Origin of the sequence: Microbacterium sp. VKM Ac-2923 (assembly GCF_022815605.1) — a bacterium.
Lineage (GTDB): Bacteria > Actinomycetota > Actinomycetes > Actinomycetales > Microbacteriaceae > Microbacterium.
The window spans coordinates 225450-236620 of record NZ_JALGRP010000002.1 but is presented as its reverse complement, the minus strand read 5'-3'; the positions used below and the strand labels follow the sequence as shown (position 1 = coordinate 236620).

The window sequence follows — 11171 nt, the reverse complement described above, 5'->3', positions numbered from 1 at the left end:
GCGGTGAGCGACGCGGGTACGCAGCAGGACAAGGCCACCCTCACGGTGGGGGGTACCACCGCCGAATTCCCGGTCCTGCGAGGTACCGACGGCGTACCGAGCATCGACATGGCGTCGCTGACCAAGCAGACCGGTCACACGGCTCTCGACTACGGCTTCGTGAACACCGCCTCGACGAAGTCCGACATCACCTACATCGACGGTGATCAGGGCATCCTCCGTTACCGCGGTTACCCGATCGAGCAGCTCGCGAAGAACAGCACGTACCTCGAGGTCGCATGGCTTCTCATCTACGGTGAGCTTCCGTCGGCATCCGAACTCGCCTCCTTCGACGAGCGCATCCGCCGTCACACCCTGCTGCACGAGGATCTCAAGAGCCTGTTCTCGTCGCTTCCGCCGACCGCGCACCCCATGTCGGTGCTGTCGGCAGCGACCGCGGCCCTGTCGACGTACTACGAGGCCGAGTCCGACCCGCACAACCCCGAGCACGTCGAGCTCAACACGGTCCGCATGCTCGCCAAGCTCCCGGTGATCGCGGCCTACGCGCACAAGAAGAGCATCGGGCAGGCCTTCTTGTACCCCGACAACTCGATGAGTTTCGTCGACAACTTCCTCAAGCTGAACTTCGGCGTCATGAGCGAGCCGTACGAGATGAACCCCGTCATGACCAAGGCCCTCGACCTGCTGCTCATGCTGCACGAGGACCACGAGCAGAACGCATCGACCTCGACGGTGCGCCTGGTGGGCTCCACCGGCGCCAACCAGTTCGCGTCGGTGTCCGCCGGCATCCAGGCGCTTTCGGGTCCCCTGCACGGCGGCGCGAACGAGGCCGTGCTGCAGATGCTCGGCCGCATGCGGGACTCCGGTGAGAGTGTCGAGCGTTTCGTCGAGCGCGTGAAGAACAAAGAAGCGGGTGTCAAGCTCATGGGCTTCGGGCACCGCGTCTACAAGAACTACGACCCGCGCGCGAAGCTCGTCAAAGAGGCCGCCGACGAGGTGCTCGAAGCCCTCGGTGTCAGCGACCCGCTGCTCGATCTCGCGAAGGAACTCGAGCAGATCGCCCTCGAGGACGACTACTTCAAGGAGCGTCGTCTATACCCGAACGTGGACTTCTACACGGGTGTCATCTACAAGGCCATGGGCTTCCCGACGCGTATGTTCACGGTGCTCTTCGCCATCGGTCGCCTGCCCGGCTGGCTCGCGCAGTGGCGCGAGGCCATCACCGACCCGCAGACGAAGATCGGCCGCCCGCAGCAGCTGTACACGGGTGCCTCCGAGCGGAACTACCCCGGCGTCGGCTGACCCGCCGCGCCTCGACGCCCCGTCCCTCCACGTGAGGGGCGGGGCGTTTCGTCGTCGGCGGTCCGACCGTTCGCGCTCTGCGCGCGTCACGCGCCGCCCGCGCGACGACAAACGCCGTTCCTCTCGAGACACGGCGCGAGGTGGCGTGTGTGGGGAGGAACGGCGTTTCTCGAGAAGAGAGACGGCGGCGGGCGCTCAGGCGTGCAGCGCCTCGTTCAGCGTGACGCCGACGCCGGCGCGGGCCGAGGCCTCCACGGCACCGGTGAGGGAGTTGCGGCGGAACAGGATGCCGTCGCGGCCCGACAGCTCGCCGGCCTTGACCGTTTCGTCGCCCACCTTGACCTTCGTGCCGGCCGTAACGTAGAGGCCCGCCTCGACCACGCAGTCGTCGCCGAGGGAGATGCCGATGCCGGCGTTCGCGCCGAGCAGCGTGCGCGCCCCGATCGAGACGCGGTGCGTGCCGCCGCCGGACAGGGTGCCCATGATCGAAGCGCCACCGCCGATGTCGGTGCCGTCGCCGATCACGACGCCCTGCGAGACACGGCCCTCGATCATCGAGGAGCCCAGGGTGCCAGCGTTGAAGTTCACGAAGCCCTCGTGCATGACGGTGGTCCCGGGGGAGAGGTGCGCGCCCAGGCGCACGCGCGAGGCGTCGGCGATGCGGACGCCCGCGGGCAGCACGTAATCGGTGAGGCGCGGGAACTTGTCGAGGCCCTGGAGCTGGATGCCGTGGCGCTTGAGCTGCGGGAGCAGGCGTGCCGCGTCGTCGGGGTGGACCGGGCCCGCTGTGGTCCACGCGACGTTGGGCAGGTGGCCGAAGATGCCGTCGAGGTTGATCTCGTTCGGTCGCACGAGAAGGTGCGACAGAGCGTGCAGGCGCAGGTAGGCGTCGACGGTCGAGGCGGGGGCCGCGTCGGCGTCGATCGTGAGCTGCACCGTCTCGACGACCACGCCGCGTCGTTCATCGGGGCCGGCCGACGCTTCGAGCGCAGCCTTGTCGGCATCCAGGTCGGGGGAGGAGCCGAGGACCGGCTTCGGGAACCAGGCGTCGAGGATCGTCCCGTCGGTGGTTCGCGTGGAGAGGCCGGCAGCGCTGATGCGTCGTTCGTTGCTCACACCCTCAGGCTACCGGCGCGGGCGCGTGTGAAATGATCGGGGGCATGCCCGCGCTCGACCTCACCGCCTCCTCCGTCGACCTGACCCGGGTGATCTGCGACATCCCCAGCGTGTCCGATGACGAGACCCCTCTCGCGGATGCCATCGAGGCCGCTGTCTCGGCCTACGACCACCTCGAGGTCATCCGCGATGGCGACACGATCGTCGCGCGTACTTCGCTCGGCCGCAGCCGACGCGTGGTCATCGCCGGGCACATCGACACCGTGCCGATCAACCGCAACCTGCCCGTCGAAGACCGCGAGGTCGACGGGCGGGCGGTGCTGTGGGGTCGCGGCACCGTGGACATGAAGGCCGGCGTCGCCGTGCAGCTTAAACTCGCCGCCGAACTCGCCGCTCCCGCGGTCGACATCACGTGGATGTGGTACGACCACGAAGAGGTCGACTCGACCCTCAACGGCCTCGGACGGCTCTCGCGTAACCGCCCCGATCTCTTCGAGGGGGACTTCGCGATCCTCGGGGAGCCCAGCAACGGCGAGGTCGAGGGCGGGTGCAACGGCACCCTTCGCGCCCTGATTCGCACCGACGGCGTCCGGGCGCACAGCGCTCGCTCGTGGATCGGCGAGAACGCCATCCACAAGGCCGCACCCATCCTCGCGCGCCTCGCCGAGTACCGCGCCCGTGAGATCGAGGTCGAGGGTCTCGTGTACCGAGAGGGACTCAACGCCGTGCGCATCTCGGGCGGCGTGGCCGGCAACGTGATCCCCGATGCCTGCGAGGTCGAGGTCAACTACCGCTTCGCCCCCAGCCGTGACGCCGCCGCCGCCTCGCGCGTCGTGCACGACGTGTTCACCGGATTCGAGGTCGACATCGTCGACATCGCCGAGGGTGCGCGGCCCGGTCTTGACGCCCCGCTGGCGAAGGAGTTCGTGGATGCCGTCGGCGCCACGCCCAAGCCGAAGTACGGCTGGACCGACGTGGCGAGGTTCTCGGCGCTCGGTATCCCGGCCGTCAACTACGGACCCGGTGATCCGCACCTCGCCCACCATGATCAGGAGAGCGTCCCCGTGTCGCAGATCGAGGACGTCGAGCGGGGCCTCCGCGCCTGGCTGAGCGCGTCGTGACCGCCCCGGCCGCGGTCTCCACGGCCGAGCGCGGGTGGATGCGACTGCCCGTGGCGGCGCGGATCGCCATCGTCTACGTGATCGCTCGTCTGATCACGACGGCGCTCTTCCTCTTCGCCGCGTCGCTGTCGACCGAGGGGTCGCGTTTCGGTATCGCGCCGTCGCTGTCGGATCTGGCTGTCGGCTGGGACGCGCAGTGGTATTGGACGGTGGCGGTGTCGGGCTACCCGTCGCAGCTCCCGCTCGCCGAGGCGGGACACGTCGCCGAGAACGCCTGGGCGTTCATGCCGCTGTATTCGTACCTCTCCGCCGGTCTCGGCGTCGTCCTCGGGTCGTGGGGCGCGGGGGCCGTCGTGATCTCGCTCGTCTCCGGTTACGGCGCGTGCGTCGTGCTGTACGCCATGCTGCGGGAGCGCATCGGCGCGGATGCCGCGATGTGGGCGGTCGTGTTCTTCTCGTGCGGCCCCCTCGCTGCGCTGTTCCAGGTCGGCTACGCCGAGACGCTCTTCCTCTTCCTGCTGTTCCTGTCGATCTGGTGCGTGCAACAGCGCCGGTGGGGCTGGCTGTACCTGCTCGTGCCCGCGATGGGCTTCACGCGTCCCGGCATCCTGGCCTTCGCCCTCTTCCTCGGGCTCTACGGCATCCATCGGTTCCTGCGCCGACGCGCCGAGGCGCTGCCGACGCGAGATGTGGTGCACATCGTGGCGCTCGGAGCGCTCGCCACCCTGGTGGGCTTCTCCTGGCAGTGGATCGCCGCGGCCGTGACGGGTGACCCGGGGGCATACCTGGCCACCGAGCTCGCCTGGCGCCGGAACTGGCTGGGCGGGGAGAGCGGATTCATCCCGGTCGACGGGTGGGTCCAGGCCTCGGGTTTCTGGTTCACGCAGTGGGGTCTCGGCCCCGAGATGGGCTACATCGCCCTGTTCATGCTCGTCGTGGCGGTCGCGGCGGGGCTCCTGCTGCTTCCGCAGGTGAAGAAGCTCGGCATCGAGGTGCGCCTGTGGTCGGCGAGCTATCTCGTCTATCTGCTGCTGGTGTTCTTCCCCCAGTCGAGCGTCTTCCGGTTGTTCGTGCCGATCTCACCGCTGTGGGGGGCGTTCGCGGTTCCGCGTTCGACGCCGTGGCGGCTGGGAGTGCTCGCTCTCGCCCTCGTCGGGCAGTGGTGGTGGATCTACAACATGTACGCCCTCGGCAACACCTATTGGCAGATTCCCTGACCGCTGAATGTCGCTCCGCGACCCGTGACGGCGGGTTGCGCCGACGACCGACTAAACTAGTCGGAGAGCAATCATGAGAAGGGGGCCGCGATGGCAGCCATGAAGCCACGTACCGGTGACGGACCGATGGAGGCCGTGAAGGAGGGTCGGTTGATCATCGTGCGGGTACCGCTCGAGGGGGGCGGACGACTCGTCGTGTCCGTGAACGACGCCGAGGCGAAAGAACTTTACGACGTCCTCGGTGGCGTCGTCACCGCCTGACGACCAGCCACGTGTGAAGGCCGGCCCCCGAGGGGGTCGGCCTTCCGTGTTGTTGCGCGTTCCTGCACGGCGACGCCGACGGGTAGCAGAGGCTCCTCGGCATGGTCCCGCCCGCAAGCCCTGAGCGTGCTCCCGCGTCCGACTGTTGCAGACTCCGGGCGCGCTCAGGCGTCGGTGGGACGCGTGGTCAGCTGCAGCAGGCCTTCACCGGTCGTCGAGAGGGCGCCGATGACGGCGGGCGAGGTCTGGATCTCCTGGATGAGCGAGCGATACGCCGTGGTCACGGCGTCGCGGCGCACGGGGTCGGCCACCGCTCCGTTCGCCAGCACGCGGGGGATGAGGACGGTTCCGCCGGCGCGCACCAGGCGGAGGCCGTGCTCGACGTACTCGATCACGCCCTCGGGGTCGGCGTCGATGAACACGATGTCGTACGACGCCTCGTTCATGCGCGGCAGCACGTGGGACGCGCGTCCGGTGATGAACCGGGCCCGCGCCGCGGGGATCCGTGCGTCGACGAAAGCGGCTCGAGCGGCTCCGAGGTGCTCGGGCTCGTTGTCGATCGTCGTGAGGGTCGCGCGCGGCGAGCCGTGGAGGAGCCACAGCCCCGAGACGCCGCCGCCGGTTCCCACCTCGACGATGTTCAGGGCACGGGATGCCGCCGCGATCACGGCCGTCTGCGCGCCGACGGCCGCGCTGATGGGCGCGGCGCCGAGCTCGAGGGCGTGCGCCCGAGCGCGAGCGATGTGCTCCGGTTCGACCGTCGACTCCTGCACGAACCGCTCGTTCGCCTGTTGACCGCTCACGTGGACCTCCTGGTTTCAGGCTAGACGGCCCATCGGTGCGGGACCCCCAGGCGCGGCCGGTAATCTGGAGCCATGTTCTTCGGCCTCACGATCGAGAAGCTGATGCTGATCGGCGTGATCGCCGCGGTGCTCATCGGACCCGAGCGTCTTCCCCGCTACGCAGAGGCGTTGGCGAAGTTCACCAAGCGCGCGAAAGAGACGATGCAGGGCGCGCGCACGCGGATGCGCGACGAGATGGGTCCGGAGTTCGACGACGTCGATTGGAAGAAGCTCGACCCGCGTCAGTACGACCCGCGCCGCATCATCAAAGAGGCCCTTCTCGACGACACCCCCACGGCGACCATGCGCGCGGCCGGTGCGGCGGCTCTGGCCGCCCGGGAGAAGCCGGACACGACGCCATTCGTCGCGGGGGAGCGCCCGCCGTTCGACGACGAGTCCACCTGACGCGCGGTCGAACCTCGACAGGGTTCTCGAGTCCGAGGTGAGGTCCCCTGAGCCCAACGAGAGGTCCCCGAGCTCAACGCGAGGTCACTGAGCCTGTCGAAGGGACCGGCGCCCGGTTCGGTGGCTTCGACGGGCTCAGCCACCTCGGTTGGGGTGGTGCTGTGTACGTGGGAGGTCCCTGAGCCTGTCGAAGGGACCGGCGCCGGCTTCGGTGGGCTCAGCCACCTCGGTTGGGGGAACAGGTCGGGATGGTCTCAGACGCCGAGGGGGAGCGGCTTGCCGGCGAGACCGCGGGGGCGCACGGCCAGAGCGGCCGCGGCGGCCTCGATCGCGCGGGCGGCCGGATCGTCGGGCTGAGCGATGACCACGGGGCGTCCGTCGTCGCCTCCCGTCCGCAGGGCCGTACTCAGGGGAACGGATGCCAGCAGGGGCACCTCGTTGCCCTGCGTCGACAGCGCACGAGCCACGGCCTCGCCCCCGCCGGCGCCGAACAGGTCGAGCACCGTCCCGTCGGGCAGGGTCATGGCGGCCATGTTCTCGATCACGCCGATCGGGCGCTGACCCGTCTGGCGCGCCACCAGCCCCGATCGGACGGCCACGTCGGCCGCCGCGGCCTGCGGGGTGGTCACGACGAGCACGTCGGCGTGGGGGAGGAGCTGGCCGACCGAGATCGCCACGTCGCCCGTACCCGGGGGCATGTCGAGCAACAGCACGTCGAGGTCGCCGAAGAACACGTCGGTGAGGAATTGCTGCACGGTGCGGTGCAGCATCGGACCGCGCCACGCGACGGCGCCCGCGGCGTCTTCTCCCGGGCGGCGCAGGAACATCCCGATCGAGATGACCTTCACGCCGTACGCGACGGGCGGGAGGATGAGATCGTCGAGCTTCGTCGGCGCGGGCGGCAGACCGTCGGCGTCGACCAGGCCGAGCAGACCCGGGATCGAAAAGCCGTGCACGTCGGCATCCACGAGTCCGACTCGCAACCCGCGGGCCGCGAGGGCCACGGCGAGGTTCGCGGTGACGGTCGACTTGCCGACGCCGCCTTTACCGCTGGTCACCGCGATCACCCGGGTGAGCGAGTCGGGACCGAAGGGCATCTCCCGCTTCGCGCGTCCGCCGCGGAGTTTCTCGGTCAGGCTCCTGCGCTCGTCGGGCGACATGACACCGACCGTCACGTCGACGGAGTGGATGCCGGAGACCGAGGCCGCGGCATCCCTGACCTCGCGTTCGATGCGGTCGGCGGCCGGGCACCCGACGATCGTCAGCGCTATACCGACCGCGGCCACACCGTCGTCGACGGCGATGCCTCGCACCATGTCGAGATCGCCCAGTGGACGCCGGAGCTCCGGATCGGTCACGGCGGAGACCGCCGCGCGCACCCGGCCGGTGAGCGGGTCGGTCACGGGGTGACCCGCGAGGTCTCGTCGTGTTCGTCGAGGCGTTCGAGGGTGGCCTTCAGCTCGGCGCGCAGCGTGTCCTTCGTGATGACCTCGTCGGTCAGATCGCGGATGGCCATGCGCAGCGCGACGATCTCGCGAGCCAGGTATTCGGTGTCGGCGAGATTGCGCTCGGACCGCTGACGGTCCTGCTCGATCTGCACGCGGTCGCGGTCGTCCTGACGGTTCTGCGCCAGCAGGATCAGCGGCGCGGCGTACGACGCCTGCAGCGACAGCACCAGCGTGAGGGCCGTGAAGCCGATCGCGGCGGAGTCGAAGCGCAGTTCGTCGGGCGCGAGAGAGTTCCACGCCATCCACACCACGCAGAACAGGCTCAGCATCAGCAGGAACGCGGGGGTGCCCATGGCGCGGGCCACCCACTCGGTGAAGCGTCCGAACCGGTCGCGCGAGGGCTGGGGAGCGCGGGGCGCGAGCATGCCCGTGCGCCCGCGCGGGGCGTCGAGAGCGGGCAATCGGTTGGTGCGTGCCATCAGCGCCTCCTCGGGGTCTGGGTGGTGATCTTCGGGATGCTCGCCGTCGCCGGCGTCCGGGACGTCGTCCGCGGCCGCGGATCGTCGCCGTCGTGCGTGCGCCAGTCATCGGGCAACAGGTAGTCGAGCACGTCGTCGACGCTGACGCAGCCGACCAGACGGTGGGCCTGGTCGACGACGGGGAGCGAGACGAGGTTGTAGCTGGCGAGCAGGCGTGCGACCTCGGCGGCCGTGGCGTCGGCGGGTACCGGCTCCAGCGTGTCGTCGATGATTGTGCCGAGCCGCTCGTGGGGCGGGTAGCGCAGCATCCGCTGGAAGTGCACCGTGCCGAGGAGGCGGCCCGTGGGTGTCTCGTACGGCGGCAGGGTGATGAACACGGATGCCGCCAGGGCGGGGTGCAGCTCGTGACGACGGATGAGGGCCAGGGCCTCGGCGACGGTGGCATCCGCCGACAATACGATGGGCTCGGGCGTCATCAGACCGCCCGCGGTGTCGGGCCCGTACTGCAGCAGGGCGCGCACGTCGTCGGCCTCTTCGGGCTCCATGAGCTCGAGGAGCTGCTCGGAGCGCGATTCGGGCAGCTGGCCCAGGAGGTCGGCGGCGTCGTCGGGCTCCATGGCATCCAGGATGTCCGCGGCGCGCTCGTCGCCCAGCTGCTCGAGGATGTGCACCTGCTCGTCTTCGGGCATCTCTTCGAGCGCATCGGCCAAGCGGTCGTCGCTGAGCTCCTCGGCGACCTCGATGAGGCGCTCCTCGGGCAGGTCGAGCAGCGTGTTGGCGAGGTCGGCCGGCTTGAGCTCGGAGTACGTGGCGACCAGTTGCTCGGCGGATTGGGCCTCACCGGGCGTCTGGTTCTCGCGGACCTCGCCCCACGCGGCGAACGTCGTCGCCCCCTTCGCGAACGGCGATGCGCTCGTGCGCGGACGGCGCAGGAACAGCTGCCCCACGTCCCACTCCCCGAGGCGGTTGCGCTCGATCGCGACGTCCTCGATGACGGCGGTGCCCGAGCCGTCGACGAGGCTCACGCGGCGACCGAGCATCTCGGCCATCACGCGCACTTCGCCGCCGCGCTGCTGGAAGCGGCGCACGTTGATCAGGCCGGTCGTGATGACCTGGCCCGCCTGGATGGAGGTGACGCGTCCGATGGACACGAACACATGTCGGCGTCCGGGGATCTCGATGACGAGCCCCACGACGCGCGGCGCCGCCGACGCGCGGTAGATCACCACGACGTCGCGTACCTTGCCCAGACGGTCTCCCGCCGGGTCGAACACCGTGCAGCCCGCCAAGCGGGCGACGAATACCCTCTGCGTGCTCACCGGTCCAGCGTAGTCCGCACCTCATGCGCAACACCTCGGAACGGCTCAGGTGCGCGTGACAGGATGATGAAATGAGTATGTTCGCGCAGCGTCCGGGGGCCGGCCGCGACGAGGTCGGTGAGAAGGTCGCGTCGTTCCCGACCTACGAGCAGGCGCAGAAGACCGTCTCGTCGCTGATCGCCGGCGAGGTGCCCGCGCGAGACATCGCCATCGTCGGATCGGGCCTGCGTTCCATCGAACGCATCACCGGGAAGCTCGGTTACGCCACGGCCGCCCGCTCCGGCGCCCTCAACGGCCTCATGCTGGGTCTGCTCTTCGCGTTCATCTTCGTGCTCGGCACGCCCACCGCGCAGATCTCCGCCTTCATCGGTGTGCTGCTGGTGGGCATGGCCCTCGGGATGCTGCTCAGCCTCGGCACCTACTCGATCGTGCGCCGCCGCCGCGACTTCGCCTCGGTGATGCAGGTCGCCGCGGACCATTACGACGTCTGCGTCGCTGCGACGAGTGTACAGAAGGCGCGGGGACTCATCGGCCCGGCGGGTTCTTCGCGCACGGTCGTCTCGCGTCCCGCCTCGACGGATGCGGCGCCGCCGCAGTACGGCGAGCGTTCGACGACGCGCGGGGAAGCCCCCGCGGCCCCGGTGCGGCCGCCCGGTGCGGCGCCCGCCGTCGACGCTGAGCCGCCTCGCTACGGGGAGCGCGTGACGCCGGGTCACGACGCGCCGGTCGCTCCCGCGCGCCCGACGGGTCAGACGCCCGCGGCCGACGGCGAGCCGCCTCGATACGGGGAGCGTGTGACGCCGAGCGGCGCGGCACCGGCGGCGCCGCCGCGGCCTCCCGCCCCCGTGGTGACGCCGGTCGCCACCGACGACGATCCGCCCCGTTACGGTGAGCGCGTCGCGCCGACTCCGCAAGGGGACCAGGGTTCCGGCTCTCGCGATTCCGGGACCGACGACGGCGACCCTGCCGCCAGGGAACGGTGAGCGCAGAGTCCGTTCGCATCGCCGTCGCTTCGCAGGCGGGAAACTCCGACGTGTCGGGGTTGTGGTCGCGGGCGGTCTCTTCGACGGCGACGGTCGCCCTCGCTCACGGGGCCGGAGCCGGCATGGAACACCCCTTCTTGGCCGGACTGGCCGACGCGCTCGTCGCGGACGGCGTGTCGGTGCTCCGCTTCGTCTTCCCCTACGTCGAGGCGGGACGACGAATGCCCGGACCCGCCGCCCGCGCGGTCGAGACCTGGACAGGGGTCCAGGCCTGGCTCGCTGCGGAGGCGCCCGGACCGTGGACGGCCGCGGGGAAGTCCTACGGCGGGCGGATGGCGTCCGTTGCGTGCTCCGAAGGAGCCATCGCCCCCTCCGCGCTGGCGTATCTGGGCTATCCGCTGCATCCGCCCGGACGTCCGGACAAGCCGAGGAGCGAGCATCTGCCCGCGATTGCGATCCCGCAGCTGTTCGTCGAGGGGGAGAACGACCCGTTCATCCACCCGCGCGAGCAGTTCGGTGACGTGGTGGCCTCGTGCCAGGACGCTCGCGTGCACTGGATCGTCGGTGGGAACCACTCCTTCGAGGTGAAGGGCGCGCGACGGCCGGCGCTCGAGATCGGCGCGGGTCTCGCGCCGGTGGTGGGGGAGTTCGCGCGCGGAGCGTGAAGGGAGCGCCGAG

At 70.0% G+C, this 11171-nt stretch carries 12 protein-coding genes; 7 read left to right on the top strand and 5 right to left on the bottom strand.

Annotated elements, in window-relative coordinates; all coding sequences use genetic code 11:
• Nucleotides 1–3 precede the first annotated feature (3 nt).
• On the top strand, nt 4–1302 hold the full coding sequence (locus MT347_RS04265; RefSeq protein ID WP_243498392.1) for a citrate synthase: 1299 nt from the start codon (nt 4–6) through the stop codon (nt 1300–1302).
• A 195-nt stretch (nt 1303–1497) separates the two neighbouring features.
• On the opposite strand, the gene dapD is transcribed toward MT347_RS04265, so the two are convergent.
• Complete coding sequence (dapD, locus tag MT347_RS04260; protein ID WP_243498390.1) at nt 1498–2418, bottom strand: 2,3,4,5-tetrahydropyridine-2,6-dicarboxylate N-succinyltransferase; 921 nt, start codon at nt 2416–2418, stop codon at nt 1498–1500.
• Nucleotides 2419–2462: 44 nt separating this feature from the next.
• Here dapD and dapE point away from each other — a divergent pair, with 44 nt between their 5' ends.
• The 3 genes from dapE (at nt 2463) to MT347_RS04245 (ending at nt 5017) form a co-directional block, all read left to right on the top strand.
• Nucleotides 2463–3539: a succinyl-diaminopimelate desuccinylase gene (gene dapE, locus MT347_RS04255; RefSeq protein WP_243498388.1), complete on the top strand. Its 1077-nt coding sequence runs from the start codon at nt 2463–2465 to the stop codon at nt 3537–3539.
• 38 nt (nt 3540–3577) lie between these two features.
• Complete coding sequence (locus MT347_RS04250; protein WP_243499031.1) at nt 3578–4756, top strand: hypothetical protein; 1179 nt, start codon at nt 3578–3580, stop codon at nt 4754–4756.
• 90 nt (nt 4757–4846) lie between these two features.
• Nucleotides 4847–5017 (top strand): DUF3117 domain-containing protein, encoded by a 171-nt coding sequence (locus MT347_RS04245; RefSeq protein ID WP_074615842.1) that lies wholly within the window; start codon nt 4847–4849, stop codon nt 5015–5017.
• A 164-nt stretch (nt 5018–5181) separates the two neighbouring features.
• Here MT347_RS04245 and MT347_RS04240 read toward each other — a convergent pair whose 3' ends face one another.
• A complete protein-coding gene (locus tag MT347_RS04240; RefSeq protein ID WP_243498386.1) occupies nt 5182–5820 on the bottom strand; it encodes a class I SAM-dependent methyltransferase in 639 nt (212 codons plus the stop codon).
• A 72-nt stretch (nt 5821–5892) separates the two neighbouring features.
• Between MT347_RS04240 and MT347_RS04235 the strand changes: the two genes are divergently transcribed.
• Entirely contained in the window at nt 5893–6264 is a 372-nt protein-coding gene (locus MT347_RS04235; protein ID WP_243498384.1) for a Sec-independent protein translocase TatB, read from the top strand.
• Between the two features lie 254 nt (nt 6265–6518).
• Here the strand turns inward: MT347_RS04235 and MT347_RS04230 are convergent, their stop codons facing one another.
• From MT347_RS04230 to MT347_RS04220, 3 genes are read right to left on the bottom strand one after another with little or no spacing between them, the layout of a single operon-like run.
• The gene (locus tag MT347_RS04230) at nt 6519–7667 is read right to left on the bottom strand and encodes an Mrp/NBP35 family ATP-binding protein (RefSeq protein ID WP_243498381.1); all 1149 of its coding nucleotides are present in this window, start codon (nt 7665–7667) and stop codon (nt 6519–6521) included.
• Nucleotides 7664–8191, bottom strand: coding sequence for a DUF1003 domain-containing protein (locus MT347_RS04225; RefSeq protein WP_243498379.1), 528 nt, complete (start codon nt 8189–8191; stop codon nt 7664–7666). Before MT347_RS04225 ends, MT347_RS04230 begins: the two co-directional genes overlap by 4 nt.
• On the bottom strand, nt 8191–9510 hold the full coding sequence (locus MT347_RS04220) for a magnesium transporter (protein ID WP_243498377.1): 1320 nt from the start codon (nt 9508–9510) through the stop codon (nt 8191–8193). The genes MT347_RS04225 and MT347_RS04220 overlap by 1 nt, the downstream gene beginning before the upstream one ends.
• 71 nt (nt 9511–9581) lie before the next feature.
• Between MT347_RS04220 and MT347_RS04215 the strand changes: the two genes are divergently transcribed.
• Together MT347_RS04215 and MT347_RS04210 are read left to right on the top strand one after the other, a co-directional pair.
• Nucleotides 9582–10493 (top strand): general stress protein, encoded by a 912-nt coding sequence (locus MT347_RS04215; protein WP_243498375.1) that lies wholly within the window; start codon nt 9582–9584, stop codon nt 10491–10493.
• Nucleotides 10490–11158: an alpha/beta family hydrolase gene (locus MT347_RS04210; RefSeq protein WP_243498373.1), complete on the top strand. Its 669-nt coding sequence runs from the start codon at nt 10490–10492 to the stop codon at nt 11156–11158. The genes MT347_RS04215 and MT347_RS04210 overlap by 4 nt, the downstream gene beginning before the upstream one ends.
• The last annotated feature ends 13 nt before the right edge of the window (nt 11159–11171 follow it).

Bases quoted from the DNA above. Each gene is read 5' to 3' on its own strand.
- MT347_RS04215 (WP_243498375.1), top strand. From the start codon at position 9,582: ATGAGTATGTTCGCGCAGCGTCCGGGGGCCGGCCGCGACGAGGTCGGT.
- MT347_RS04245 (WP_074615842.1), top strand. From the start codon at position 4,847: ATGGCAGCCATGAAGCCACGTACCGGTGACGGACCGATGGAGGCCGTG.
- MT347_RS04235 (WP_243498384.1), top strand. From the start codon at position 5,893: ATGTTCTTCGGCCTCACGATCGAGAAGCTGATGCTGATCGGCGTGATC.
- MT347_RS04225 (WP_243498379.1), bottom strand. From the start codon at position 8,191: ATGGCACGCACCAACCGATTGCCCGCTCTCGACGCCCCGCGCGGGCGC.
- dapE (WP_243498388.1), top strand. From the start codon at position 2,463: ATGCCCGCGCTCGACCTCACCGCCTCCTCCGTCGACCTGACCCGGGTG.
- MT347_RS04250 (WP_243499031.1), top strand. From the start codon at position 3,578: ATGCGACTGCCCGTGGCGGCGCGGATCGCCATCGTCTACGTGATCGCT.